Here is a 26,679-nt window from a genome sequence, read left to right as displayed (position 1 = left end):
ATGTCCAAGTTCTTCATCAATCGTCCGAATTTCGCCTGGGTGATTGCGATCGTCATCATGCTTGGCGGGCTTCTTGCGCTCAATTCGCTTTCCGTTTCGCAATACCCGCAGATTGCGCCGACCACGGTGCGTATTAGCGCGACCTATGCAGGGGCAGATGCGGAGACGGTCGAAAACTCGGTTACGAAGGTCATCGAACAGGGCATGACCGGGATCGATAATCTCGATTATATGACGGCTACCTCGACCTCGACAGGTTCGGCGTCGATCTCGCTGACTTTTACCAGTGCAGCCGATCCTGATGTTGCGCAGATGCAGGTGCAGAACAAGCTCCAGCTTGTGCAGTCGCAGTTACCAGAAAGCGTGCAAAGCCAGGGGATTACCGTCAGCAAATCGTCTGACAGTTTCCTCATGGTCATTGGCTTTGTTTCGCAGGACGGTAAACTGAGCGCGACGGATCTTGCCGACTATATCGACAGTACACTGAACGACACGTTGAAACGCGTGGAAGGCGTCGGTGATACACAGATTTTTGGTTCAGGCTATGCCATGCGCATATGGCTTGATCCCGATAAGCTTGCAAAATACGCGCTTATGCCAAGTGATGTGACGTCGGCAATTGAAGCGCAAAACACGCAGGTTTCTGCCGGTCAGCTGGGCGCCCGCCCTTCAAAACAGGGGCAGCAGCTCAATGCGACAGTGACAGCGCAAAGTCGTCTCCAGACACCGGAACAGTTTCGCAATATCATTCTGAAAAGCACAACCGATGGCTCGCTGGTACGGCTCAATGACGTGGCGCGTGTGGAGCTTGGCGCTGAAAGCTATACGAATTCTTCCAGCTATAATGGCAAGCCTGCGGCTGGCCTCGCCATTAATCTGGCGACAGGTGCCAATGCTATCAGCACCGCTGAAGCCGTGCAGCAAACCATTACGCGCTTGTCCGGCACTTTCCCGCAAGGCGTGGAAGTCGTTTATCCATATGACACGACACCGTTTGTGCGCTTGTCCATTGAAGAAGTCATCAAGACGCTCGTTGAAGCCATCATTCTCGTTTTTGTTGTGATGCTGGTCTTCCTTCAGAACATTCGCGCGACGCTCATTCCGACGCTTGCGGTCCCGGTCGTTCTGCTCGGCACATTTGGTGTGCTGGCCATGTTTGGTTATTCGATCAATACGCTGACCATGTTTGCAATGGTGCTGGCGATTGGTCTTCTGGTCGACGATGCGATCGTTGTGGTTGAGAATGTCGAACGTGTCATGGAAGAGGAAGATCTGTCGCCGAAAGAAGCAACGCTGAAGTCGATGAGAGAAATCACTGGTGCTCTGGTTGGCATCGCGACGGTTCTTTCGGCGGTCTTTATCCCAATGGCCTTTTTCGGTGGTTCTGTCGGCATTATTTACCGGCAGTTCTCCATCACCATCGTTTCAGCGATGGTTCTGTCGGTGATTGTCGCGCTCATTCTTACGCCCGCTCTGTGCGCCACACTTCTCAAAAAGCCGGAAGGTCATGCGAAGCAGCGCGGAATTTCAGGCTGGTTCAATCGCGGTTTTGATCGCACGACCAATGCTTATCGCCGTGGCGTCGGTGGAATTCTCAACCGTTCCGCACGGTTCCTCGTGGTGTTTCTGGCAATTGTCGTTGCCATGGGTTGGCTTTTCACCCGTCTTCCCAGCTCGTTCTTGCCGCAGGAAGATCAGGGCATTCTGATCACCAGTGTTCAGTTGCCTGTCGGTGCAACACAGGACCGTACCGAGCGCGTGCTCAAACAGGTGACTGACTACTATCTCAGCAACGAGAAGGATGCCGTCGAAGGCGTGATGAGCGTTGTCGGTTTTGGCTTTGGCGGGCAAGGGCAAAATGTTGGTATGGCATTTGTGCGCTTAAAAGACTTTGAGGTGCGTAAATCGACAGACCTTTCATCGAGTGCGGTTGCCGGGCGGGCGATGAAGGCATTCTCGCAGATCCGTGACGGACAGGTCTATGCGCTTGCACCACCTGCAATTCAGGGAATGGGTAACTCGAATGGCTTTGACTTCTATCTTCAGGACGTCAATGGCGCAGGTCATGCGAAACTCATTGAAACACGGAACCAGCTGCTGGGGCTCGCGCAAAAGAGCGGCAAGCTCAGCAATACCCGCCCCAATGGTCAGGAAGATACACCACAGTTTTCCATCAGCATCGATCAGGAAAAAGCAAGCGCTCTGGGCGTTTCCTTGTCCGACATCAACACTACGCTTTCGACTGCCTGGGGTAGCTCCTATGTGAATGACTTCATTGACCGTGGACGCATCAAACCGGTTTATATTCAGGCCGACAGTGATTTTCGTATGCAGCCGGAAGATTTGGAAAAGTGGCAGGTCCGCAATTCGAGCGGAACAATGGTGCCATTTTCCGCCTTCGCAACGGGTCATTGGAATTACGGTTCCCCACGTCTTGAACGCTACAATGGCTCGTCAGCCGTCGAAATTCAGGGCGAAGCCGCTTCGGGCGTCAGCTCGGGTGTCGCGATGGATGAGATCGAGAACCTGATGAAGCAATTGCCTGCAGGATATGCGCATGAATGGACGGGCCTGTCTTATCAGGAAAAGCTTTCCGGCAATCAGGCGGCATCTCTCTATGCAATCTCGGTTCTGGTGGTTTTCCTTTGTCTGGTCGCACTTTATGAAAGCTGGTCTATTCCGCTGGCTGTCATGTTGTCGGTTCCCATCGGGATTTTCGGAGCATTGCTTGCTGCAACGTTGTTTGGACAGACGAACGACGTTTACTTCAAGGTCGGTCTTCTCACGACGATCGGTCTCGCAGCGAAAAATGCCATTCTCATTGTGGAGTTTGCGATCGAACGACAAGCGGCAGGCATGGGCTTGATCGAAGCAACGCTGGAGGCATCGCGTCAGCGATTGCGCCCGATCCTTATGACCTCATTTGCCTTCATTCTTGGTGTGACCCCTCTGGCAATTGCAAGCGGTGCTGGTTCCGGCGCACAAAATGCGATCGGTATCGGCGTTATGGGTGGAATGATCGCTGCGACCATTATAGGAATATTTCTTGTCCCACTGCTCTTCGTTACTGTCCGCCGTATTTTTAAGGGTACATCATCGTCAGCTCAATCAGTCTCGCCGCAGGCTCATACGGAAAACAATAATGAAACAGTTTAACAAGACGCTGGCTGCGGCAACTCCAAAGCATGAGCAGAGTTCGATCGAGACAGGAAGACTCCGCAGATATTTCAAAGTGTTAAGCACGATGCTTCTGGTCGCTACTGTAAGCGGCTGTGTCGTCGGGCCGGATTATCAGAAGCCTGTCGTGAATATGCCTTTCAGCTGGGGTAATAAGGCATCGCAGAAACCTGCAAAGCCAGCGCAGCTGGCCGAATGGTGGAAGCGCCTTAATGATCCGCTGCTGAACGCTTTCGTTGACGAGGCTGTCTCGGGCAGCCTTGATGTTGCGACATCAAAAGCCAAGGTGCGTGAAGCGCGTGCATCCTATGCGCAGAGCGTAGGCACCCTGTTCCCAACGGCGGATGGAACAGCGTCTTCAACGCGTAGCAGGACGGCTGGCGGAGAGACTGGCACTTCCTCCACGGGCAGCCAGTTTGCTTCTGGTCTGGATGCAAGTTGGGAAGCAGATCTGTTCGGTGCAAACCGACGTTCTGTCGAGGCATCCAAATATGGCATGGATGCAGCAGAAGAAGATCTGCGCAATACGCTTGTAACGCTGATCGGTGATGTCGCTACCAATTATGTCGAAGCGCGCGGCTATCAGGCGCGTATTGCGCTTGCAAAGCGCACTGCGGCATCGCAACGTGAAACAGCGCGCCTGACGCGTAATAAGTTCGAGGCTGGAGCTTCTTCTGCGGTCGATCTTTCCAATGCGTCGGGGCAGGCTGCATCAACCGAAGCCGATATCCCTGATCTTGAAGCTTCCTATGCCAAGTCGGTGCATCGTCTGTCAGTGCTGACTGGGCGTGCACCGGCAGCACTTGCCGAGCGCATGAAGCCGGTGAAGGCTATCCCGAAGCCAAAGTTGCCTATTCCGACGGGCATTCCGGCCGATATTCTGCTTACGCGCCCGGATGTCCGGTTGGCAGAAAGACAATATGCTCAATACACCGCGAAAGTCGGTCAGGCACAGGCAGCACGTTATCCAAGCGTCAGTCTTACAGGAAATATTTCAACTACAGGAACCCAGATTGGTGACCTTGGTAAAAGTTCGACAATTGCCTGGTCCTTTGGTCCGAGCCTGTCGGTTCCGATCTTCAATGGCGGAAAACTCAAGGCCGCCGTCGAGGTAGCTCAGGCACAACGTGATCAATATTTTATTGCGTATCAATCTTCGATCCTCACAGGTCTTGAAGACGTTGAAAATGCCATCGTTTCGCTTGCGCAGGAGCGCATCAAATCATCGAAGCTTGCCGTCTCTACCCGCCACTACCGTGAGGCTGCATCTCTGGCTCGTTCGCTCTATCAGGCGGGAACACAAAGCTTCCTTGACCTGCTTGAAGCCGATCGTTCGCTCTACTCGGCAGAAGATTCTCTTCTGACCAGCCAGGTGGCGATTGCCACGGATTATATTGCGCTCAACAAGGCGTTGGGGGGCGGATGGAATGGAACAATCGACGTTTCCAAGCCGGAAGTCGTGGACGTAAACACGGGGCCGCATCTCCCATCGCGCCAGATCTCTACAAAGGCATCAACGAATTGAAAGGGTTAGCTAAAAAATTTCGTTGCTGCTGAGTCTTCACTGGATGCTTGCAAGCACGAAAGCGCAGGTCAGTATTAAACGCTCGCCCCACTAATCGCCTCCATTGCTGGCCGAATAATACACAATCAAATGCCGAGAACTCAATCCTGCCCTGAGTGGCCCCGTATAATGAGTGGTTCGGTATATATTGCGTTTCTGGCGCCGACACCCGCCGAACTTTGCCACACGAGATAAGCCGCCAGGGCCTGTCCAAGGTGCTGATAACCATCGGCCATGCCTTTGAGGAACTGCGGTTGGTCACCGAACTGGGCGGTGTCATCGCGCTGGCAGCGCTTCTGAACGATCGGCAATCCGTTCGTGGCAAGAACGTTATCGTGATTGTCTCAGGCGGCAACGTCGAACCGGCAGTTTTCAAACAAGCGCTTGATACTGGTCACACATCGTCGCTTTCGCGATAAAATCTGCATCTACGAGGTTAAAATGGTTTCCGTCATTGAAAAGTTCGCTACCCTCGCCACCGACAATGCGCCGGGGCAGGAAGTCAGGCAAAACGCAGGCAATATCCGCGACCTGATGCGCGGCGATGAAATGTCTGGTCGCCTTGTCGATTTCTCCCACGGCGATGTCGATGCCTTCACTCCGACGCCAGGCTCGTTCGAGCGGCTTTCGGAGGCGGTTCAGACTGGCGGTCGTCAAGCCTATACCGAGTATCGCGGTTCGTCAGACATCCGGGCCGAACTGGCAGGGCGGCTCGAAGCTTTCACTGGTGCATCGGTTTCTGCTGAGGAAGGCATCATCCTCACTCCGGGGACGCAAGGCGCACTGTTTTTGGCCGTCGCCTCGACCATCACCGACGACGATAAGGTCGCGATTGTGCAACCGGACTACTTTGCCAATCGCAAACTGGTCCAGTTCTTCGGTGGTCAGGTGATGCCGGTGGCGATGAACTACATGAACTCGACTGCCGAGGCAGGCCTGGATATTTCTCAGCTGCGCGCCGCATTCGAGGCGGGGGCCAAGATTTTTCTGTTTTCCAACCCGAACAACCCGACCGGAGCCGTCTATTCCGAAACCGAGATTAATCAGATCGTTGAACTGGCCAAGGAATTCGACGTCACGATTATTGCCGATCAGCTTTATTCCCGGCTGCGCTATGACGGTGAATCCTACACGCACATCCGGGCTCGCGGTTTGTCGGCCGAAAAAGTGCTGACCATCATGGGGCCGTCGAAAACGGAGTCACTGAGCGGCTATCGTCTCGGAGCGGCATTTGGCTCTCCAACGATCATCGGGAGAATGGAGAAGCTACAGGCCATCGTATCGCTACGCGCGGCAGGCTACAACCAAGCGGTATTCAGGACCTGGTTCAATGAGCCAGAGGGATGGATGGATGAGCGCATCCGGCTGCATCAGGCGATCAGGGACGACCTGCTCAAGGTGTTCCGTAGTGGTGGCCTGGAGGCCCGCACGCCGCAAGCCGGAAGCTATTTGTTTCCAACGCTACCCACGCTATCGGTCGGCATTCAGGATTTCGTTCGGCTCCTTCGGCATCAGGCCAACGTAATTGTCACGCCCGGAACCGAGTTCGGACCTCACAACAATAGCGTTCGCCTGAACTTCTCACAGGACCATTCGGCCACCGTTGAAGCTGGAAAGCGCATCGTTGAGATGGTCAATCGCTATCGGAGCTAGGACAGATGATTCACCGAAACGCACCTCAACCACAGGGGTTTTACGTCCCGGCAAGACGCCACCGCGATATGATCTTTGTCTCGGGAATGACACCGAGAGAAAACGGCAAGCTTCTTCATCATATAGGGCAAGTGGTGCCGGAAGCGCCGGTTGAAACATACCGGAGGGCGATGGAACTCGCGACGAAGAATGCTCTGACGGCGGCGAAGTCTTAACTGGTCGGCTCTCTGTTCTCGGCTGAATTGACGAACAAGCATATCGTCAGTTAACAAACCCTCGTGTCGAAATGCTGAATTGTATCCTGTATGTCCTCTTTCTGCCTGAAATAGTTCTCGCTTCGCAGGAGTTCTCTTCTCAAGAGGCATGATGGGGCGGCGGATGACAATTCAGCCACATATTGCTGATGCCAAATGATATTGATGGAGCTCGAAAATGGTAAACGTCAGAAAATGGTCCTGCGGAATTGCATTTGGTCTAAGTTTGACGCCTCTGTTGTTTTCTCAAGCTCTGGCCGCGTCATCGAACTCAGGAGATCTATCTGCCGAGCAACGCGTCGAACTTCAGCGCTTTGCTGGTATCAGTTGCGACGCGAATAGAAATGATGATTGCACTGCCGGGAATGTTGAAAGCGGCGATTATTACAACGTGCGGATCTATGGCGACTGTGCAAATGCTGCATATTTTGGTCGGATAAGCGATAAGCCGGTTTCTCTGAGGAAGGATGTAGCAACAACTGGAACGGAGGGTAAAACAAATGGGGCGTTGGCACCTGAGCAATTGGTTTGTATCAGAGCGGCCGCGCAAGTGAACGTGACAGATAAAGAATATTACGTTATGGCGCTCCCGATGGACCACGGGCCAGAATGCAAAGGCGAAGAGCTGTGCAAGAAGCCGCGATCACTTCCAGAAAGCTATCAGAAGACGATGGCTAAATGCCAGCCTGACAATCAGAATAGTTACCGCGGTTGTCCGCAGGGGTGGGTTTTCGCAACTGAAATGGAGGCCTATTCAAACGGGCTGCCTGGTGCACAGTAACTGACTGCTGCGCACGACGATAATGACGGTTTGCTAAATTCACGCGGTTGGATATTCATCGCGAGAACTGCAGCGCTATGTTGAATTTTGGTGGCTCAGTTATCTTGCCTCTGGTGTCATTGCAATCTTGGTGGTCTCTGCCGGATGCGGGAGAGAAACTGGGACTCTTGTCAAGCCATGTGAACGCTCGCTCATTCAGGAGCGTGTCAGTGCCGGTTCAATTGCAGCATCTCGCTACAGCCGTAATGAAAGCAGGCCCCTTATCATTGACACTGAAAAGCTAAGGCAAATTTCACGGGTTCCATACTGGAGCCCGCAACGCCTCCGTTTGCCGGCCATTCAGCCTTCTGTGCTTAACCCTCATTGATAATCTTGCGCGTATTGGTTGGAATAGATTGCAAATACACGGATAAGATTTATTCAAGTTTCCTTATATTGTATTCATATTCAATACTTGGAAGATAAGTTGTTTCTGATGTTTTAAATCAATCTGTCAAGAGAGAAGCCATATTGATCGACCATTTGTCAATTTTCTTATTATATTAGCTAATCATAATTATAAGAAAAATGCGAAAAATTATTAAATATTGGCGTGAACATTTAATTTTACTTGATACTTTATATTTGTAAGTATTAATACTTATGTGATTCCAAGGGGGCAATTTCGGCAGAGTCTTGCGCTGCTAGTTATGTCAATTGCGAAGCTTGTTCTGATGAATGCAACCTGTTCCTCAATGAGGTACGGGCAGGGGATTTTATGTACATGAATCTGATACCATTATTCGTTCGTGCGTGGTCTGGAAATTTTCGATCGAGCGTCTCCTATCGCACTCTGGCACTGGCAGGTACTGCAATTGCTTTTGGCCTGACTGGCGCAGCGAATGCAGCCAATTTCACTGCATCAAATGAAACTGAGCTGGTAGCAGCCATCAATCAAGCCAATAACAGCGGCGACGCGAACTCCACAATTACCCTGACCGGCGGTTTTGCCTTGAGCGGTGCCCCGCTACCTCAAGTAACAAAAAATCTGAAAATTGATGGCGCGGGACACGAAGTCACATCCGCGAAAAACATTGTTCTAGATATCGCAGCCGGTGCTAATCTGGATTATAGCGGAGCAATCAAAACCACTGGCACATTCGGTTTTAACGGCAGTTTTATCAAAACCGGTGACGGTACGCTGAGTATTACCGGCGGAACAGGTAACTATAGCTGGAACTTTGCTAATGATAACGGCAACATGGTTATCCGTGACGGTGCTCAGGTTACGTTCCATAATGGCGCAAATGCAAGCCCTTCACTTTCGAGCGGCGCAGGGAGTGTCACAATCACCGGTGCAGGCACAGTCGTCACCAGTCAGGGCAACCTGATTTTGGATAGCGCAAATGGTGCTGTGCTTAATATTGAAAATGGCGGCACTTTCAACTCCACAACACTATCGACCGTTGCAAGTCGTCAGACAGCCACTATTAATGTTACCGGCAAAGATAGCCTGCTGAATAGTGCCTTACGTGTTGATCAAGGCAATGCCACTATTAATATACGCAATGGTGGTCATATTTCTGGTTCTGCTGCGCAAATCGGTGTTATTGCTAATTTCGTAAATTCTGACGGCAAAGGACAGATTGATCGCGGAGGCAGTGCTGACATTCTTGTATCCGATGCCGGTTCACGTTGGGATGTCACGAACCCTTTCATTTTGCTACGCGGTTCATTAAACATTCTCAACGGCGGCGTTGTGCAGGCAGGCAGCATGCGTGCCGGCTTTTTCGACGCACGTATCACAGAAGATGCAGTCGCAGACGTTGTAGTTTCAGGTGCTGGATCGCAGCTGATTACGACAGACAATCGGGTCAATGGTTTTGTTCTTGGCGGCGGTACTGGTAATTTTGTCAAGAAAGGCACACTCACCGTCAATAATGGTGGTGCGGTAATTGCTGGGGCCGGAACCGGTACTATTGATATCGCCACAACAGCAGACAGCGAAGGTGCTATCAATATTGGCGGCGCTGCGGGACAAGCAGCAGCCAAGGCAGGTACGTTAAGCGCTGGTAAAATCAAGTTTGGCGCAGGCAATGGTGCTCTCAATTTCAACCATATTGAGAATAACTATGACTTCGGGATTGCACTGGAAGGCAATGGCACAGTTAGCCAGATCGGCTCCGGTAAAACCACACTGACAACAAATCAGACAGGCTTCACCGGTAAAACTCTCGTACAATCCGGGATTCTGGCTGTGGATCACACCCTCGGTGGCACGATGGATGTTTCCGGCGGGCGTTTGCAGGGTATCGGCACAATCGGTGATACCGTACTGTCCAAAGGTGGTGTCATTGCAGTGAGTAATGCATCCCTCGGCACACTGACAGTTGACGGCGATTACACCGGCAAAGGCGGCCTGCTCGAAATCGAGACTGTGCTTGGTGACGATACATCTGCGACCGACAAGCTCGTTATTACTGGTAACAGTTCTGGCGATACAGATGTAAGAGTTATCAACCGCGACGGTCTTGGTGCGCAGACAGACAAAGGCATCAAGATTATTGAAGTCGGCGGTCAGTCTGACGGTACTTTCGCTCTCGTCAGCGATTACACGACCAAAGACGGCAAAAAGGTCGTCATCGGTGGTGCCTATGCCTATGAGCTACTTAAGAATGCCAAAAGCGACCCGGCTGATGGAGACTGGTATCTGGTCAGTGAGGTTTATAAGACCGACCCTGTTGATAGCGGCACCGGCAACGGCAATAGTAATGGCAATGGTAATAATAGTGGTAGTGGTAATGGTAATAATACTGGCGGGGGCAATGAAACCACTCCCCGCTATAGTGCAGCCGTTCCGATTTATCAGAGCTATATGAGCACTCTGCAATCGTTGAACAAACTGCCGACTTTGCAGCAGCGTGTCGGTGAGCGTTATCAGGATGGTACACCTGCTTCCTCCGATGGCCAAAGCAACGGTGAAAACCGTGCTATCTGGGGTCGTATCGAAGGTGCGCACAGCTCCCTCAAAAACAACAGCTCATCAGGTCGCCTGCAACAGGACATCAATACATATGTTATGCAAAGCGGTGTTGATGGTCAGTTCTATGAAGGTGACAAGGGCAGGCTGATCGGCGGTATTACCGGTCAATATGGCAATGCGCAGAATAATGTCACTGCTTTTGCTGGTGACGGCACGATCACGACACAGAGCTGGAGTCTGGGCAGCACGCTCACATGGTATGGCAGCAACGGTTTTTACGTTGACGGTCAGGTACAGGCCAACTGGTATGATAGCGATCTGGAAATTAAGAACGCGAACAGCCTCGCAAACGGACATAATGCTTTCGGCTATGCGCTAAGCATTGAATCCGGGCAGACTGTTGCAGTGAATGAAAACTGGTCGCTGACACCGCAGGCACAACTGATGTGGTCTTCGCTCGATTTCAACAGCTTTGGCGACAGCTATGGCACGCAAGTTGATAAGGACGACGGTGACAGCCTGACAGCGCGTCTCGGTCTTGCTGCCAATTATCGCAATGGCTGGAAAGGTAATGATGGCCGCACTGTAAATACCCAGTTTTATGGTATTGCCAATCTTTATCAGGAGTTTTCCGGCAACAGCAAAATCAATGTTGCGGGCGTGAAACTGGCCAATGATGAAGACAGAACATGGGCAGGCTTTGGTGCCGGTGGCACCTATGCATGGGGCGATAATGCCTATGCCGTTTACGGTGAAGGATCGGTCAATACATCGCTCAACCATCTTGCGGACAGCTATATTGTCAAAGGCACCGTCGGCTTCAAAATGAAATGGTAGGTCTGTCGTAGGGCTTATAAATATAAAAAGCCTGACATCAGACACTTCGGATGTCAGGCTTTGTTGTTTGATGCCACATTGCTTTCAGCGTGTTCATAGCTCGTGCACGTCGATGAATGACACCATTGAATAGCATCTGCGGTCGACCAGTATCACCCTTCTCAGGGTTGCAGTATGACTGATCCACTCGTCTTTCGAGCCTCCATGTCAGCGTGTGCTTGCCGCACGTCCGTTAGCGAATAAATAGTCGGTTTGGCGACTTTGAGCACGCCGGTTTCGAGAGCCGAGAACAGTCTTTGTGCGGCGAGCTCGTATTCCGTCCGATCTGCCGTATAGTGTGCTATGGAAGGACGCGTAACAAAGAGGGACCCTTTGGCTCCGAGCGTCCCGACCTGTAAAGGGTCTACCGGCCCGGAACTCTCTCCAAAACTAACCAGAGTGCCACACGGCTGAAGGCAATCGAGCGATTTCGCAAAAGTATCACTACCTACTGAGTCGAATACTACGCGGACGCCCTTACCACTTGTGATGTCGCTGACCTTCTGGCGGAAGTCCTCGCGGCTGTAAATAATGACGTCATGGCATCCCTGTGCGTGTGCAATTTCAGCTTTCGCTTCGGTGCTGACAGTCCCGATCACGCCGACACCGAGGGATTTCAACCATTGAGTTGCCAACGATCCGACGCCTCCCGCGGCGGCATGAAAGAGAACTGTATCGCCTTGCTTGAGAGATACGCAGCGGTGGGTCAGATATTCGGCGGTCAAACCTTTGAACACTGTAGCGGCGACCGTTTCGCTGTCCAAGCCATCTGGCACGCGCAAGCACCTGGCAGCGGTAATATTGCGGAATACTGAATATCCGCCAGGCGCACCGCCAACATAGGCTACCCGGTCGCCGACGACAAAACCGGCTACGTCCGCGCCGCACTCGACTACTTCTCCTACACCCTCAACGCCGAGGCCATTCGGAAGCGGTAGTTTCGCCGCAAATACACCTTTGCGATGATAGATGTCTATATAATTGACCCCGATTGCGAGATGCTTAATTCGAAGCTCTCCCGAGCCGGGCGAAGGTAACTCCATCTTCTGGAAAGACAGCACCTCTGGCCCTCCATATTCGGAAAATCTGATGGTATCAACGAGTTGGGGCATGACATAATATCCTTGTTGTTTGGTGGAGTTTTCTCCATTCTGCTGGTATTGTCGATTTCTGTTTCCGTATAATGATCTTGCAAAAATGGAAAGCATATGGACTGGAACGACCTTAAATTTTTCCTGGCAGTTGCCCACGGCAGATCGCTGACGGCGGCTGCAAGCTATCTGAAGGTTAGTGCCTCAACGGTCTCCAGACGCATCGAAACGCTTGAACATGCATTGCAGGTAAAGCTGTTCCAATCTCGCCGCGATGGTTATGAACTGACCGAAGCGGGCCTGAATCTTTTGCCGAGCGCTGAACGGGCTGCAGCGCAAATGCGTTTCTTTGAACGCACAGCAAGCGAAAGCAATGATGATCTGGCTGGCCACGTACGTATCGACGCGCCCGAGTTACTCGGACAAGACGTATTGTTAGCCACGATGGCACAGTTTATGGAAATGTATCCGGGAATCCGGGTCGAGCTGCGTAGTTCCGTTGTGCCCGTACAACTGACCTCGGAGGAGGCGGACATAATTATCCGGCTGGTTCGTCCAGATCACGGTAGTTACCGAATAAGGAAAGTTGCCGAGATCTGCTTCGGGCTTTATGCGTCGCCAGCTTATGTCGAGCGTCATGGCGCCCCCAACCATCCCGAAGACCTACATCGACACAAAATTGTCGGCTGGCCGGCGGATTTGCGCTATTTAACCATGGCGTCATGGCTTGAAAGCGTATGTCCCGGAGTTCAGCCCTCACTTCAGCTCACGTCGTTCAGCGCGCAGCTCTCTGCAGCACGGAATGGGGCAGGGTGGACCATCCTGCCTGATTTCGTTGCAATCCCATCAGGCCTTTTGCCAGCGCCTGTTGAGTTGCCTCGCTTCGCGTCGGATCTTTGGCTGCTCACTCACGAACATTCGCAGTTGCTGCCGCGGGTGAAGTTGGTTCGCGATCATTTAGTTCAAACCTTGCGAAAAACCTTCGCAAGGGGCGGAGAGCAACCAGTTAAGACGCTGACAGGGGTGTAGATTGCCAGGAAATCATTTGTGGGCCAGCAGCATCGTGTTTCCAAGCACAACAGTATCTTATATAGACCGTAGCGGGGACGCCCGATCTCTCCAAGTTCATTCTCAATCGCCCCGCAATGACTGCAGTATTGTTTTCATACAGAATGGCGTGATCCACTGAATTATCGATGGCGTGATAGTTTAACGCTCGATTGGCGATCTTGTTTATTAATTCATCCTTGCGATCAATGTTCCCGGCTGTATGTATATAGAGGCATTCATCGGCCATTAAACGATTTAGGACGTCCGTGTCTCCAGCAATGAATGCATCATGGCGGAGGCGATCTGCTTGCAGAAATGTTTCGACATTCATAGCGCGTATCCTTTAGAGGAGTCTCAGTTTTCTAATGGCTCGCAAACGCTGCGATCATAGAGGCTCTGAATGTAGGAAAAGTCCTTCATGCCAGCAGTTGGGTCGCTTTTTATGCAAATCGTGAACAGGTTCCGAACGAGTGAACCCATAGGGGCGCTGAACTTTAAGGATTGGATGCTTGCCATAGCCAGATCCAGATCTTTTAGCATCAGATTCATCTGAAAACCAGCCTGATAAACATTGCTTGATGGCACTTTGCTATCGACACCGGGCCAAGGGTTCCATTTATTCAGAATATTGCTCCCACCAGTGCTTGTTTGCATAACCTGACTCAACACAAGTGGGTCGAGGCCATTATTGACGCCAAGCGCGATTGCCTCTGCCGTTCCTGCCATAATGATCGCAGCAAGCATATTGTTGCATTGCTTTGCTGCCTGACCGGTGCCGTGGTCTCCCATATGGACATAAGTTTTGCCCATGGCTTCCAACATTGGCCGAACCCGATCGAATGCTGACCTCTCTCCTCCTATCATGAATGTCAATGTTCCCTCCTTAGCGCCTAACTGTCCGCCAGAAACAGGGGCATCCAAATATTCACCACCTGCAGAGTTCACTGCTTTTGCTATTTCTTTCGTCAATTGCACCGAAACGGTTGAGCAATCAACAAACAACAACCCTGGCTTTACCAGTTCCAATACAGAGTTATTGTTGAAGAAAAGATCCGCCAATGTCTGATCATTGGGTAACATGGTGAAAACAATATCCGCTTGGGTGACAGCAGCGGATGCGGAAGAGGCAATGCGTCCGCCTTGCTGTTCAAACAAGTCGGCGGTTGTACTGTTTACATCAAATCCTATGACGTCAAAGCCAGCGCGAAGCAGATTTTGCGCCATGGCCCACCCCATATTTCCCAGTCCAAGAAATGCAATCGTCATCAATCCTCCTCCTTCAAAGCTGGATTCGTCTAAGCTCATTTTTTACCCGGCATAAGTTTTAACCATCCGCTATAACACGTTGGTTTTGCATCGTTTGACGGATCTGGCGGCCGCTCTTCCCTGAAATTGACCTGTAATGTTTAGGTCCTTCTCAGTAACCTTTCTTCCCATCATGAATCTGAAAATGAGAATTGCCTCTGGCAGCAGAGCGATGCTGCATATTGGAACGCTACCATTGCACCCCATGAACGGAAACACCCTCCCATGTTCAGCGATTGTGCGTTTTTGGTCTATTCAATTGTGTTGAAGTATTGCGCATCCTGTTTGCCGGTGAATGTGAATAGCATCTCAGAACGTGAGGCAATGGCGGAGGCTATTGGTGGCTGAGAGTTTTGATAACCGGGAGGAGCCCAATAATGGACACGAGCTACAAACTGCTGATCGATGGTGAACTGATTGACGGTGATGGCTTCCTTGAAGTGATAGATCCGGCAGAAGGGAAAGCTTTTGCGCGTGTGCCGCGCGCATCGGTTAAGCAACTGGAAGCGGCTGTAGCCGCAGCAAAGCGAGCTTTTCGCGGCTGGTCTACGACACCTCTGGAAAATCGCCGTGCGAAGATTGTTGAGCTGGCTGACCTGATCGATGTCGAGAGGGAAAAGCTCGTTCGAACGTTGACAAGGGAACAGGGAAAGCCGTTAGCGGAAGCCGAATGGGAAGTTGATAATACTGCTCAGTTCATGAGAGAACTTGCAACAATCGACTTACCTGTCGAAGTTATCCAGAATGACGAACAGATGCACATCGAACTGCATCACAAACCACTTGGCGTCGTTGCAGGCATAACACCATGGAATTTTCCTTTCCTGCTAAATTTAAACAAGCTGACTTTTTCAACTCTGATGGGAAATACTTTTGTATTGAAGCCAGCGCCAACCACACCAATCACCGCTTTGCTCATCGGGGAGTTGGCGCAGAAGGTGTTCCCGGCCGGTGTTGTAAACGTTATTGTGGATGAAAATGACCTTGGTTCTCTTTTGACCAGTCATCCAGATGTCGCAAAGGTTTCTTTCACAGGCTCTACAGAGACCGGAAAGAAGGTATATAAAACCGTGTCGGAGACAATAAAGCGTTTAACGCTTGAGCTGGGTGGCAACGATGCTGGCATTGTATTGGATGATGTAGACATCCAGCCAACAGCATCGAAGATTTTTGACGCTGCATTCACAAATGCCGGTCAGGTTTGCATTGCCTTAAAAAGGGTCTACGCTCATTCTTCAATCTATGATGAGTTGTGTGATGAACTGGCGAAACTCGCAAAGGATGCCACTATCGGCAGCGGTTTTGAACAAGGGGTAAAAATTGGACCTGTTCAAAACAAAGCTCAGTTCGAAAAGGCTCAGCATTTCTTGAAAATCGCAGAAACAGACGGCACCATTGTTGCGGGCGGTAAACGTGGAGTAGGTGACGGTTATTTCATCGAACCCACCATTGTTCGCGATATCAAAGACGGAAGTATACTTGTCGATGAAGAACAATTCGCACCCATTCTACCTGTAATTCGTTACGAGAATTTGGATGACGCGATCGAAAGTGCGAACTCGACGACCTATGGTTTGGGTGGGTCTGTCTGGTCCAGCGATCTCGTGAAGGCGCGCGAAGTTGCGCAACAGCTTCAAGCTGGAACAGTTTGGATCAATCAGCATCTCCATATCGCACCACACGTGCCGTTCGGAGGTGCGAAAGAATCAGGATTGGGAGCAGACTATGGTGCATTGGGCTTGGCTGAATACAGTCAAAGAGTAGTCATTAGCGTTGCCAAATAACCAATGGACAATAGGCCGTTGAAAACTCATGATCAGTTTTTGCGTCGTTAATGCGCAATGTAGTCAGCTAACGGCCGGGCAGAAAAATGTTATATGCTTGGCCGTTTAAGATGAGGTTCTCGCGTGGAATGGGATGACCTGCGGTATTTTCTCGAATTGGCACGAGTGAAGACGCTGACTGAGGCTGCACGGCGGCTGGAAGTAAAACACACGACCGTTTCCAGACGTGTGCAGAGACTTGAAATTGCGACGGGAGCTCCACTTTTTACGCGTAGCAAAAATGGCTACTCTTTGACTTTGCAAGGAGAAGCCCTGCTTTCAATTGCTCAATCGATCGAGGACCAGTTTTCGTGTATCGACACCAGCTCTGAAAAAACTGATGAAAATGTAACCGGGGTTGTAAGAGTCGGCTGCGTTGAGGGATATGCGGTTGGTTCTATCTCGTCACAGATTCCCGCTTTCCTGTCAGGTCACCCAGGGTTATCGATTGATCTGATTGTTTAGCCTCGCCCCATTCACCTTTCGCGAAATGAGGCTGATATCGTAATTACTCTGGATCGCCCCGAACGTGGTCCATATACTATAACGAAATTGTGTGATTATACTTTGAAGCTTTATGCTGCTCCCGAATATCTCCAACAGAATGAACCGATATACAATTTATCGGACCTAAAGAAACACCGGTTTATTGGATATCTCGGGGAAACTGGTCCTGCGAAGGACTTGCCGTCGATCACAGATTTGGTCCTTGGAGCGAATGTGAGTTTGCGTAGCACCAGCATTTTTTCGCAGCTCGCAGCAGTCAGTTGTGGAGGAGGAATAGGATTGTTACCTGGCTATCTCGCAGCGGATTATGGTCTTCAACCTCTTCTAAGTGAAACGGTGAGCTTTCAGCGAACTTATTGGATGTTGATGCCTGTCGAACTTCGGCGCATAACCAGAATGCGTGTAGTATGGGATTTTTTGAAATCAGTTTCAAAGCTCAAAGAATGAGATGAGGCAATATAGGTGACGTATTACTTTGGCGTGGGCTGCAGGAAATAATAAAATTTGCAGGCACGGTTGTTACTGCTCCGCGCCTGCATCACTTTGTACAATTAATTCTCTAGATTGCTGACAGCTTCAAGAATGACTTTCGCAACTTCATTTGGATGAGACAAATGAGGGGCATGTCCCGCCTTCAAGCTCACCACCTTTGCAGAGATTTTTTTGGCCATCTCTTTTTGCAATTCCGGCTGCAACATCCGGTCATCTTCACTGATGATGTATGTAGAGGGTCTTGTTGTCCAAGCGGCAAACTTGACTTTATCTTCGAAGTTAGTTCCACGCACTGGACCTTGAAGTGCGGTCATCACCTTGGTTTCCTCCGCCGGGAGATCCTGTGCCAGATGATTGGCGACGCCTTCGGCGGTCAATGTCAAATACCCTTCCTTGTCGGCATTGATATGGGCAAAGCCAGACGGGGTCGGATAGTTCTTGGACATGTCAACAACTGACTGCCCCTGTGATGGTGCAAAGGCTGCCACATATACGAGAGCTTTGACCCGTTCGTGTTCCCCTGCTTCGGTTATAACAGCTCCGCCCCAGGAATGGCCGACGAGAACGACTGGACCAGTCTGTGCATCCAATGCGCGACGGGTGGTCGCCACATCATCGGCAAGCGACGTCAATGGGTTCTGAACTGCAACCACTTTCAAGCCTTCCTGTTGCAGCAGGGGAACTACTTTTCGCCATGTGGATCCATCTGCAAACGCACCATGAACCAGCACAATTGTTGGCTTCTCGGCTTCTGTCTGCGTGATCTGGGATGCGTTAGCTGAAACTACACTACTGCTTAGTGCTGCGGCCATTGCTACTTTCCTTGTAAAGGAGGGCATCTTCCGTGTTCCTTCGTTTGAACTCTTAAAGTGATATTCATTTGAGATGGCGCCACATATACATTTGAAATGATATGATATAAATTGGCTTATTATTTTAAGACTAACAATGTGGTGTTTCTAATGGATCGATTGCAATCGCTGGCTATTCTCGTGAAAACCGTTGAGTTTGGTTCGATTTCTGCAGCCGCCAACGAACTCGATATCTCTTCTCAATTGGCTGGAAAGCACATAAGGCACTTAGAACAGACTTTAGGAATAAAGTTGCTGAACCGCACCACACGAAAACAGAGCTTAAGCGATAGTGGCCGCATATTTTATGAACACGCGAAGACGATCCTTGCTGAGTTCGAAGCAGCCGAAATGATGATCGCCGAGACCAGATCAACGGCTCGGGGACGGCTTCGCATCAGTGCACCTGTTACATTTGGCAGCCGGGCACTGGCGCCTGAGTTACCGGAATATCTAGCAGATCACCCCGAAGTGTCCGTGGATCTTAGCCTTAGCAATCGTCCGGTGGACCTTATAGAAGATGGCTTTGATGTGGTTTTCAGGACCGGCGAGTTACCCGATAGCTCACTTGCGGCACGTCGGCTTGCCCCACTTCGTCTCGTGTTGTGTGCGGCTCCTGAATATCTCAAATCGGCAAGTCCGATATTAACACCCGAAGACTTAAAGGAGCACGAGTGCCTCGTATTTTCTCATACGTCGCTTCGCGCAAACTGGAATTTCAATGGCCCTAACGGGCCAATCGAGATTCCAATCAAAGGTCGATTTGCTACCGATAGCGGTGAAGCTCTTCGCGCTGCCGCAGTATCTGGCATGGGCGTGCTATTGCAACCGCTCGAACTGGTTTCTGACGAGTTAGTGTCGGGTCGATTGCGTCGCATCCTACAGGATTATGAACCGCCTGCGCGTCAGCTCCACGCACTTTATGCTGCCGACAGGCGAATGACACCTAAGTTAAGAACCTTCCTCGATTTTTCAGTTAGAAAGTTCGGAAAGCCGAAAGTGTCTCAATAAATGTTTTGCAAAAGAAAGTGCCGCCACTCCCAAGTATCGCGCTCGTTCATATGATGCACAAGCAGCAACACATGCCTCCTGCTCCCCAATTCAAATTGAAGCTGTCCTCGCGACACCAGATTGGACAATCGCTCATTTTAAACGGGGTACTTCGGTAGAATTTGCGCAACCATTTTCTGTTTCTGCGCAGCTCTCATCATCCTAAGCCTTCATCAAAATCTCCCCGATTACAACGCCGAGGAAATTCTACTTTTAAACTCCATTGATTATTGGGGGATGACCAGAGAGATCAATGTTGGGTGCAGATTGATGCACCGGTATCATGCGCATCCTATTAAATTCGCGTTATTGCCGTGTCGTCGCCTTCACGTTTCAGTATTTTCTCCTGCTTCCGGCCAGAAAATACTTTCGTCGATAGCTTTGCGTTGCACGGCACATTCCCGCGCCAGAAAGTCGATCAGCGTGCGTACCGAGGGCAGTAGACCACGTCGGGATGGAAATACCGCATGGACGATGCCCGCAGCCGGACGCCATTCGGGCAGGACAGGCACCAACGTGCCTGCGGCAAGGTCCCGCCAGATCATCATGGTTGGCAGCTGCACGATCCCGGCACCGTCCAGCGCCGCATCGCGTAAGGCCGCCATGTCGTCAGTCAGAAAGCGGGGGCGGTGCGGAATGACGGCGCGCTCGCCATTGTGCTTTTCAAGCCGCCATTCGTAATTATGGGAGGCTGATGTCCATGCGAGGCTTGGGAGCCCCACCAGATCAGCCGGTGTGGTCACAGGTTCATTGAGGAAGCCCGGCCGCGCGACCAGATACTGCGAACTGTCGTCCAGTTTGCGCATCAAAAGATCGGTTTGCTCCAGCGGCGGAAACCGTACGCGGATGGAAACATCGAAACGTTCGCCGATCACGTCAACACGGCGATTGGTGCTTTCCAGATGTAGGTCCACCTTCGGATAGGCTGTGAGAAACTTGGCAAATAACGCCCCGAACTGGAATGAAATCAGCGCTGTCGGGCAGCTTAACCGAACCACACCTCGCGGCTCGTCGCGATGCTGCGCAATGAAAGCAGTGGCAGCTTCCGCTTCGACCAGAACTGCCAGACAGCGGCGGTAATATTCACGCCCGATATCGGTGACGGAAAAATGGCGCGACGAGCGCTGGATCAGGCGGACGCCCAGCCGCTCCTCCAGAAGCGCGATGCGGCGGCTCAGTTTCGATTTTGGCAGGCCGATGGCACGGCCTGCCTGCGCGAAGCCGCCATGATCAACCACCTGCACAAAGTAATAAAGGTCGTTCAGGTCTTCCATCGTTCCATTAATAGAACGCAGCGTCGATTTTGACAATCTTTTGCGCTTTTCGTTGCTGAGATAGCTTTCGTTCATTCCACCAACGCCAAACGTTACACGAATATACGGGTGGCGATCTATCCTCTGACTTCCTGAAAGGAAACGTCGATGACCAAGCCATATGTACGCCTCAACAAGGATGATGTTGCGGTTCTTCTCGTCGATCACCAGACCGGTCTGCTGTCGCTGGTGCGGGATTTCGACCCGGACAAGTTCAAGAACAATGTGCTGGCGCTCGCCGATCTCGCCAAGTATTTCAAGCTGCCGACTGTTCTGACCACCAGTTTTGAAAACGGCCCGAATGGCCCGTTGGTGCCGGAGCTGAAGGAAACATTCCCCGATGCGCCCTATATCGCTCGCCCTGGCCAGATCAACGCCTGGGACAATGAGGAATTCGTCAAGGCGGTGAAGGCTACCGGCAAGAAGCAACTGCTCATCGCTGGTGTCGTAACCGAAGTCTGTGTGGCTTTCCCGGCATTGTCCGCTATCGAAGCCGGTTTCGACGTCTTTGTCGTCACCGATGCATCGGGCACCTTCAATGAAGTGACCCGCCATTCGGCATGGGACCGCATGAGTGCAGCCGGTGTGCAGCTGATGACCTGGTTCGGGGTTGCCTGTGAGCTGCATCGCGACTGGCGCAACGATATTGAAGGTCTGGGCACGCTGTTTGCCAACCACATTCCGGATTATCGCAACCTGATCACCAGCTACAACACAATGACGTCCGGCAAATAAGCCGCCGCGACAATTCCGGTAAGCGAGCTTTGCTTGTCGGTTGGAGCGTTGCAAGAGAACGCCGGGTTACAGCCCGGCGTTTTTTTGTCATTTCTGATGAGTCAGGCCTGGGAAACTGTTATCGCTTCGCGCAGAACGGAGCGCAGCCAGGCAACAGCCGGATGCGCACCGAAAGTATTGTGCGATAGCATGTTGATCTGAGTGGCTGGCAACGGATAGGGCGCCTCATGCAGAACAAGACCGTAAGTATCTTTGTATGTTTCCGCGACACTGCGCGGTAACAGGGCGATCATATTGGTCGCCGCGACAAGCGGCGGCACTGCCAGAATGAGGGAAACCGTTGCGCCAATACGGCGTGATAGACCGACCTCCCGTAGCAGCCCCTCAAGAAATGGCGGATTGCTGGTTACAAACGCGCGCTCGAGACCTTCCTGTTCTTGCATGCCGGCAGCTTCCATTGCCGCGCGGCCTGACAACAAGACGTCAATGTGTGGATAATGCCCGAGTGTTTCGATTGTCAGCGGACCGGAAGAAGCCGGATGGTCTTTGCGCATGATCCAGACATTATCGACGGATACCAGCGGCTCCCGCCTGAATCGGCTGGGAATGCGTCCGAAAGCACCGACAACGAGATGCAGAGTTCCGCGATCCAGTTCTTCGACCAGATTGAGATCATTGAACAATCGAAGCCAAAGCCGGATGCCCGGCGCTTCCTTTTCGAGCCGCTCCATGACGGCAGGAAAGAGCGTGCCGATATAGAAATCGGAAGTGGCGACCACAAAGCTCATATCCGCCGTGGCGGGATCGAACTGAACTGGTGAAAGTGCCGCCGATATGTCGGCAAGAGCCGAACGCAGCGGCTGCGACAGCTCTTCGGCGCGTGGCGTCGGATGCATGCCCTGCGGGCCGCGCACGAACAGTTCGTCTGACAGAATATATCGCAATTTTCCGAGTGCGTGACTGACTGCCGACTGGGTGAGATTGAGTCTCTCTCCGGCCTTGGTCACGTTCCGCTCTTCCATCAGAGCGTTGAAAACACGGATCAGATTAAGATCGATATTATGAATAGTGCTCATAATTCAGATTATAACAAATCATTTCAATCATGGAAGGGGACATACCATATTCGCTCCATCAAACGGCTTTGATTTTCACAAGCCAAACCAAAGTTTCAAGGAGACAGAAAATGAAAAAGATCGCTTTTGCTATTACCGCAATTGTTCTTAGCACCGGCGCCGCTCTGGCTGAAAACCCATTCGTCGGTCAGCCGGAAGACATGGCCGCACAGGATAAAGCATTTGTTCTGCCCGGACAGGATGTAAATCTTCCTGCTCGTAAGCTCGATTTCACGAGCACGGCGGCGATTACCCCTGCAACACAGGTGAGGGAAGACGGTTCGGCTCATCGCTTTGGCGATGCTTCACCTTCCAGCTTCCAGAACTAACGATACTCATCCCATGTCAAAACTGAAGGCGAAGCCGCGGCTTCGCCTTTTGGCTCTCACAGTCGGATCTCGATTCAGACAATCAACTGAGGAACTGTGTGTTATGAACAAGCCAGTTGTTCTCTTTCAGCAGCCAGCTCCAGCCAAAGACAAGCCGGAGCTCCCCAAAATCGCAGGAAAGGCCCGGCGCCGGACATATCTCAGCCTTGCCCGCGCATCTGTGATTGTCGCTGGGATCGGTCTTGCCATCGTCATTCCGCTTGGCTGGGGAAGCTGGGTGGCAGGCATGACCAACCAGGCGACCGACAATGCCTATCTGCGCGCCGACACAACACCGGTCAGTGCTGAGGTTGGCGGGCGTATCGTGCATCTGCTGGTGGAGGATTACCAGCACGTCAAGACTGGACAACTGCTGATGCAGATCGACCCGACCCAGTATCAGGCTCGGGTGGATCAGGCCGGAGCTAGCGTAGCCGCCGCACAGGCCGCAATCCGTAATGCGCAGAGCAACATCACCTTGCAGCAGCGTGTGATCGAACAAGCAGAAGCCGGACTGGCGGCGTTCAACGCCGACCGCGAGCGCGTTGTCAGTGAAGGTCACCGACAGACATCTCTCACGAAAGACGGCTGGTCGACAGCGCAAAAGCTGGAAGCCGCGATTGCCGACGTCAAACGCATCGAAGCGCAGATTGCTGAAAAACAGGCCGAAATAGCAGCCGAGCGTCAGAAGCTGGACGTTCTTGCCACCCAATCCGACCAAGCCCAGGCTGAACTGTCCAATCAGCAGGCTGCATTGCGGCTCGCGCAGATCGACCTGGATCGTACCCATATCACAGCACCGATGGATGGCGTTGTGGGGGTCAGCGGCGCGCGCGAAGGACAATATGTGCGGGCCGGGTCGCAACTCGTTTCAGTCGTGCCTGTCTCGAAGCTCTATGTCGTCGCCAATTTCAAGGAAACGCAGCTGGCCAAGTTCAGGCCGGGTCAGGTTGTCAGCGTGACGGTCGATACATTCCCGGGCAAGGAGCTGCGCGGTCATGTTGAGCGGTTGTCACCGGCAACGGGATCGGAATTCAGCCTGCTGCCGCCGGACAATGCGACCGGCAACTTCACCAAAGTAGCTCAGCGCGTCGGCGTGCGTATCGCACTTGAACAGAATGGTGAACTCGACGGTCTGCTTCGCCCGGGCATGTCGGTCGTGGCAACCGTGCATACCGACCAGAGCATTGAGACGACAGCCAACCTGATCAAATAACCAACGAAGCCGTTTGTCCGGAAACTTCATTCTGAGCGGACAGGCGGCAGGAGCCGAAAAGCCATGTCCACCGCTACGACCGTTCAGGGTTCTGCCCAATCGCGCCCCACAGGACTGCCCAACATACGGGCGCTGATCGGCGTTGCCGCTGTCCTGCTGGGCACTACAACATCCCTGTTGAACTCGCGCCTCACCGATATCGGACTTGCTGATATTCGCGGAGCACTTGGTGTTGGCATGGATGAGGCGAGCTGGCTGACGACGGCTTATGTCGTTGCCGAAGTGGCCGCCATACCATCCGCCGTCTGGCTGCGCTCCATCCTTTCGCCCGCTCGCGGGGTCATGATCGGAGCGCTCATTTTCACGATCGCATCGATGCTGGCGCCGTTCAGCCCCAATCTCCAGACGCTTATCAGCATTCAGGCGATACGCGGCCTGAGTGCAGGTATCCTGATGCCGATGGCTTATGCCGTGATCATGCGGCATTTGCCACAGCATCTGCGGCTTTACGGCTTGTCGCTCTATGCGCTGGCTTCGTCACTTACACCAAACCTTGCCGCCAGCATCGAGGGGTGGGTGATCACGCATCTATCATGGGAATATCTGTTCTGGATCAATATCATACCTGGCAGTCTTACGCTGCTCGCGGGAGCCTACGGGCTTGCCAACGATCCTATCAAATTCCTGCGTTTCCGTAGGCATGATGGTTTTGGTCTGCTGGCGCTGTCTTTCGGGCTGGCTGCATTGGTAACGGCACTCGATCAGGGCAATCGCCTCGACTGGCTCGGATCGGGATTGATCGTGGGTCTGCTGGCTTCAGCTCTGTTCTTTCTGAGCATTTATCTCATCCATGCATTGCGGCATCCGGATCCGGTGGTCAGCCCGCGTCTGCTTGCCAGACGGAATATTGGCTTCAGTCTATTCCTGATGTTCGCCATGCGCATCGGGCTGATGACCTCTGCCTATCTGCTGCCGCAATACCTGATCCGAATTCAAGGATATCGCGCGTTGGAAAGTGGAACGATGTTCTGGGTCTCCGCTTTGCCGCAGATCGTTCTGACGCCATTCGTCGCCTGGCTGGCCTACAAGATGGATCCGCGCAGTCTGACAGCATTCGGGCTGATGCTGTTCGGCGCAGGCGTTCTTATGCTGTCCGATCTCACGCATCTATGGACGTCGGATCAGATATTGCCTTCGCTGTTCGTGCAGTCCATCGCGGCACCATTCACCGCCATACCCTTGATGGTTCTGATAACGGAAGACATCAGCGTCAGGGAAATACCGTGGATCGCTTCTCTCGTTCATATCGTTCGCACGGTTGGCACAGCCATTGGTCTTGCTGCGGTCAGCACATTCACACGCATGCAGGAGCAGGTGCACTCCAATCTGCTTGGCCTGCATCTGGAACGGGGCGCTGCGGATGTGCAGGGCCGCATCGACCGAACCGCAGCCATGCTGGAAGCTCATAACAGCGATCCAACGACGGTGACTGCCCAAGCCACGGCCATGCTCGCCAGAACCGTTCAACGGGAGGCTTTCGTGCTGGCCTACAGCGACATGTTCGTCATGATCGGTCTCGCTATTGCTCTTGCAGCGCTCGCAACACTCTTCATGCGCCGACCGTCGCTGCCGGGAAAGTTTCTCTGAAACGCATATAGTCCTGTTGCTTCTGGTCAACACCAACAAGCGTCCTATTTATAGGACATTGAGTACCGAAATCCGATCTACCCGACACAAGACTGCAGGGTTACTTTGTGAACATCGAAGCGATGCCCCTCTGACAAACTGTCGAAGAATTGGGGCGACCTGCTTCTCGCTTTTAATTCACATCTCGACAAGGAAATCGACATGAGAAAGTTCATACTACCACTCTTAGCCTCGTTGCTGTCAGTCTCAGCTGCCCAGGCGGCGGATTACAAACTGGACCCAACACACACAAAAGCTGTTTTCTATATTGATCACTTCAATACATCGACAAACAGTGGTGGCTTCTACGAAATCAACGGCGATATCTCGTTCGATCCTGAAACCATGGATGGGAAGATGGATATTTCAATTCCCGTAAAGACGCTGAATACAGGCATGGTCGCATTCGACAAGCACGTGAAAAGCGCTGATATGCTGGATGCGGAAAAATTCCCGACCATTGAGTTCAAGTCGACCAAGTGGAACTTTGTCGAAAACAAGCTGGTATCGGTGGATGGCAATCTGACCATGAAAGGAAAGACACAGCCAATCAAGCTGACGGCCACCAAGTTCGGTTGCTACCAGAGCCCGATCTTCAAAGCAGAAGTCTGTGGTGGCGATTTTGAAGCAACCATTGATCGTACCCAGTGGGGTGTGGACTTCCTTGTAAAGGAAGGCATGGCCAAGATGGTCAAGCTTGAAATTCAGGCTGAGGCAATCAAGCAGTAAACCGGAACGGTTGTTTTCAACTTGGCTGTATGGGTCAAGCAAAGCATTTTTGGGCATCCGCGTGGCCACCAAGGATTACAT

22 protein-coding genes are annotated in these 26,679 nt (G+C 52.0%); 16 read left to right on the top strand and 6 right to left on the bottom strand.

The window, feature by feature from the left end; translation table 11 throughout:
* The 6 genes from CEV33_RS22395 to CEV33_RS22365 all read left to right on the top strand — a co-directional run bounded on the left by CEV33_RS22395 (position 1) and on the right by CEV33_RS22365 (position 11,228).
* Positions 1-3,156: an efflux RND transporter permease subunit gene (locus CEV33_RS22395; protein WP_094542555.1), complete on the top strand. Its 3,156-nt coding sequence runs from the start codon at positions 1-3 to the stop codon at positions 3,154-3,156.
* An 88-nt stretch (positions 3,157-3,244) separates the two neighbouring features.
* Positions 3,245-4,702, top strand: coding sequence for an efflux transporter outer membrane subunit (locus CEV33_RS22390; protein WP_235818507.1), 1,458 nt, complete (start codon positions 3,245-3,247; stop codon positions 4,700-4,702).
* Between the two features lie 254 nt (positions 4,703-4,956).
* Complete coding sequence (locus CEV33_RS22385) at positions 4,957-5,160, top strand: hypothetical protein (RefSeq protein WP_235818501.1); 204 nt, start codon at positions 4,957-4,959, stop codon at positions 5,158-5,160.
* A gap of 22 nt (positions 5,161-5,182) precedes the next feature.
* Positions 5,183-6,394 carry a pyridoxal phosphate-dependent aminotransferase gene (locus CEV33_RS22380; RefSeq protein ID WP_094542553.1) on the top strand — a complete coding sequence of 404 codons (1,212 nt, stop codon included), beginning with the start codon at positions 5,183-5,185 and terminating at the stop codon, positions 6,392-6,394.
* Positions 6,395-6,826: 432 nt separating this feature from the next.
* Positions 6,827-7,429: a hypothetical protein gene (locus CEV33_RS22370; RefSeq protein WP_094542552.1), complete on the top strand. Its 603-nt coding sequence runs from the start codon at positions 6,827-6,829 to the stop codon at positions 7,427-7,429.
* Positions 7,430-8,192: 763 nt separating this feature from the next.
* On the top strand, positions 8,193-11,228 hold the full coding sequence (locus CEV33_RS22365) for an autotransporter family protein (RefSeq protein WP_167388218.1): 3,036 nt from the start codon (positions 8,193-8,195) through the stop codon (positions 11,226-11,228).
* Between the two features lie 161 nt (positions 11,229-11,389).
* Here the strand turns inward: CEV33_RS22365 and CEV33_RS22360 are convergent, their stop codons facing one another.
* Entirely contained in the window at positions 11,390-12,379 is a 990-nt protein-coding gene (locus CEV33_RS22360) for a quinone oxidoreductase family protein (RefSeq protein WP_094542611.1), read from the bottom strand.
* A 96-nt stretch (positions 12,380-12,475) separates the two neighbouring features.
* On the opposite strand from CEV33_RS22360, the gene CEV33_RS22355 reads away from it, so the two are divergent.
* Complete coding sequence (locus tag CEV33_RS22355; protein ID WP_094542550.1) at positions 12,476-13,387, top strand: LysR family transcriptional regulator; 912 nt, start codon at positions 12,476-12,478, stop codon at positions 13,385-13,387.
* On the opposite strand, the gene CEV33_RS22350 is transcribed toward CEV33_RS22355, so the two are convergent.
* Positions 13,365-13,739, bottom strand: a complete 375-nt coding sequence (locus tag CEV33_RS22350; protein ID WP_094542549.1) for a nuclear transport factor 2 family protein — start codon at positions 13,737-13,739, stop codon at positions 13,365-13,367. The genes CEV33_RS22355 and CEV33_RS22350 overlap by 23 nt on opposite strands.
* Positions 13,740-13,762: 23 nt before the next feature.
* Positions 13,763-14,674, bottom strand: a complete 912-nt coding sequence (gene mmsB, locus CEV33_RS22345; RefSeq protein ID WP_167388217.1) for a 3-hydroxyisobutyrate dehydrogenase — start codon at positions 14,672-14,674, stop codon at positions 13,763-13,765.
* 416 nt (positions 14,675-15,090) lie between these two features.
* On the opposite strand from mmsB, the gene CEV33_RS22340 reads away from it, so the two are divergent.
* The 3 genes from CEV33_RS22340 to CEV33_RS24835 all read left to right on the top strand — a co-directional run bounded on the left by CEV33_RS22340 (position 15,091) and on the right by CEV33_RS24835 (position 17,490).
* Complete coding sequence (locus CEV33_RS22340; RefSeq protein ID WP_094542547.1) at positions 15,091-16,497, top strand: aldehyde dehydrogenase family protein; 1,407 nt, start codon at positions 15,091-15,093, stop codon at positions 16,495-16,497.
* Between the two features lie 123 nt (positions 16,498-16,620).
* Positions 16,621-17,001 carry a LysR family transcriptional regulator gene (locus tag CEV33_RS22335; RefSeq protein ID WP_094542546.1) on the top strand — a complete coding sequence of 127 codons (381 nt, stop codon included), beginning with the start codon at positions 16,621-16,623 and terminating at the stop codon, positions 16,999-17,001.
* A gap of 9 nt (positions 17,002-17,010) precedes the next feature.
* Positions 17,011-17,490, top strand: coding sequence for a substrate-binding domain-containing protein (locus tag CEV33_RS24835; RefSeq protein WP_094542545.1), 480 nt, complete (start codon positions 17,011-17,013; stop codon positions 17,488-17,490).
* Between the two features lie 104 nt (positions 17,491-17,594).
* Here CEV33_RS24835 and CEV33_RS22325 read toward each other — a convergent pair whose 3' ends face one another.
* On the bottom strand, positions 17,595-18,347 hold the full coding sequence (locus tag CEV33_RS22325; protein WP_208620248.1) for an alpha/beta fold hydrolase: 753 nt from the start codon (positions 18,345-18,347) through the stop codon (positions 17,595-17,597).
* Between the two features lie 111 nt (positions 18,348-18,458).
* Between CEV33_RS22325 and CEV33_RS22320 the strand changes: the two genes are divergently transcribed.
* A complete protein-coding gene (locus CEV33_RS22320; RefSeq protein ID WP_328588602.1) occupies positions 18,459-19,397 on the top strand; it encodes a LysR family transcriptional regulator in 939 nt (312 codons plus the stop codon).
* 365 nt (positions 19,398-19,762) lie between these two features.
* Here CEV33_RS22320 and CEV33_RS22315 read toward each other — a convergent pair whose 3' ends face one another.
* The gene (locus CEV33_RS22315; protein WP_094542609.1) at positions 19,763-20,710 is read right to left on the bottom strand and encodes a LysR substrate-binding domain-containing protein; all 948 of its coding nucleotides are present in this window, start codon (positions 20,708-20,710) and stop codon (positions 19,763-19,765) included.
* A 147-nt stretch (positions 20,711-20,857) separates the two neighbouring features.
* Here CEV33_RS22315 and ycaC point away from each other — a divergent pair, with 147 nt between their 5' ends.
* A complete protein-coding gene (gene ycaC, locus CEV33_RS22310) occupies positions 20,858-21,484 on the top strand; it encodes an isochorismate family cysteine hydrolase YcaC (protein WP_012093322.1) in 627 nt (208 codons plus the stop codon).
* Between the two features lie 101 nt (positions 21,485-21,585).
* Here the strand turns inward: ycaC and CEV33_RS22305 are convergent, their stop codons facing one another.
* Positions 21,586-22,560 carry a LysR substrate-binding domain-containing protein gene (locus CEV33_RS22305; RefSeq protein ID WP_094542543.1) on the bottom strand — a complete coding sequence of 325 codons (975 nt, stop codon included), beginning with the start codon at positions 22,558-22,560 and terminating at the stop codon, positions 21,586-21,588.
* A gap of 110 nt (positions 22,561-22,670) precedes the next feature.
* Between CEV33_RS22305 and CEV33_RS22300 the strand changes: the two genes are divergently transcribed.
* The 4 genes from CEV33_RS22300 (at position 22,671) to CEV33_RS22285 (ending at position 26,598) form a co-directional block, all read left to right on the top strand.
* Positions 22,671-22,928: a hypothetical protein gene (locus CEV33_RS22300; protein ID WP_094542542.1), complete on the top strand. Its 258-nt coding sequence runs from the start codon at positions 22,671-22,673 to the stop codon at positions 22,926-22,928.
* 103 nt (positions 22,929-23,031) lie between these two features.
* Entirely contained in the window at positions 23,032-24,183 is a 1,152-nt protein-coding gene (locus tag CEV33_RS22295; RefSeq protein WP_167388216.1) for an HlyD family secretion protein, read from the top strand.
* A gap of 63 nt (positions 24,184-24,246) precedes the next feature.
* Complete coding sequence (locus tag CEV33_RS22290; RefSeq protein WP_094542540.1) at positions 24,247-25,830, top strand: DHA2 family efflux MFS transporter permease subunit; 1,584 nt, start codon at positions 24,247-24,249, stop codon at positions 25,828-25,830.
* Between the two features lie 201 nt (positions 25,831-26,031).
* Entirely contained in the window at positions 26,032-26,598 is a 567-nt protein-coding gene (locus CEV33_RS22285; protein WP_094542539.1) for a YceI family protein, read from the top strand.
* Positions 26,599-26,679 lie beyond the last annotated feature (81 nt).

It is taken from the genome of Brucella grignonensis (assembly GCF_002252505.1).
Taxonomy (GTDB): domain Bacteria; phylum Pseudomonadota; class Alphaproteobacteria; order Rhizobiales; family Rhizobiaceae; genus Brucella; species Brucella grignonensis.
Note: the sequence above shows the minus strand (reverse complement) of the source record. Positions and strands in the feature narration are given on the sequence as shown.

Coding starts and splice junctions, on each gene's coding strand:
- CEV33_RS22300 (WP_094542542.1), top strand. CDS start 22,671: ATGAAAAAGATCGCTTTTGCTATTACCGCAATTGTTCTTAGCACCGGC.
- CEV33_RS22295 (WP_167388216.1), top strand. CDS start 23,032: ATGAACAAGCCAGTTGTTCTCTTTCAGCAGCCAGCTCCAGCCAAAGAC.
- CEV33_RS22365 (WP_167388218.1), top strand. CDS start 8,193: ATGAATCTGATACCATTATTCGTTCGTGCGTGGTCTGGAAATTTTCGA.
- CEV33_RS22305 (WP_094542543.1), bottom strand. CDS start 22,560: ATGAGCACTATTCATAATATCGATCTTAATCTGATCCGTGTTTTCAAC.
- CEV33_RS22325 (WP_208620248.1), bottom strand. CDS start 18,347: ATGGCCGCAGCACTAAGCAGTAGTGTAGTTTCAGCTAACGCATCCCAG.
- CEV33_RS22360 (WP_094542611.1), bottom strand. CDS start 12,379: ATGCCCCAACTCGTTGATACCATCAGATTTTCCGAATATGGAGGGCCA.
- CEV33_RS22390 (WP_235818507.1), top strand. CDS start 3,245: ATGCTTCTGGTCGCTACTGTAAGCGGCTGTGTCGTCGGGCCGGATTAT.
- CEV33_RS22380 (WP_094542553.1), top strand. CDS start 5,183: ATGGTTTCCGTCATTGAAAAGTTCGCTACCCTCGCCACCGACAATGCG.
- mmsB (WP_167388217.1), bottom strand. CDS start 14,674: ATGACGATTGCATTTCTTGGACTGGGAAATATGGGGTGGGCCATGGCG.
- ycaC (WP_012093322.1), top strand. CDS start 20,858: ATGACCAAGCCATATGTACGCCTCAACAAGGATGATGTTGCGGTTCTT.
- CEV33_RS22355 (WP_094542550.1), top strand. CDS start 12,476: ATGGACTGGAACGACCTTAAATTTTTCCTGGCAGTTGCCCACGGCAGA.
- CEV33_RS22340 (WP_094542547.1), top strand. CDS start 15,091: ATGGACACGAGCTACAAACTGCTGATCGATGGTGAACTGATTGACGGT.
- CEV33_RS22315 (WP_094542609.1), bottom strand. CDS start 20,710: ATGGAAGACCTGAACGACCTTTATTACTTTGTGCAGGTGGTTGATCAT.
- CEV33_RS22370 (WP_094542552.1), top strand. CDS start 6,827: ATGGTAAACGTCAGAAAATGGTCCTGCGGAATTGCATTTGGTCTAAGT.
- CEV33_RS22350 (WP_094542549.1), bottom strand. CDS start 13,739: ATGAATGTCGAAACATTTCTGCAAGCAGATCGCCTCCGCCATGATGCA.
- CEV33_RS22290 (WP_094542540.1), top strand. CDS start 24,247: ATGTCCACCGCTACGACCGTTCAGGGTTCTGCCCAATCGCGCCCCACA.
- CEV33_RS22285 (WP_094542539.1), top strand. CDS start 26,032: ATGAGAAAGTTCATACTACCACTCTTAGCCTCGTTGCTGTCAGTCTCA.
- CEV33_RS22395 (WP_094542555.1), top strand. CDS start 1: ATGTCCAAGTTCTTCATCAATCGTCCGAATTTCGCCTGGGTGATTGCG.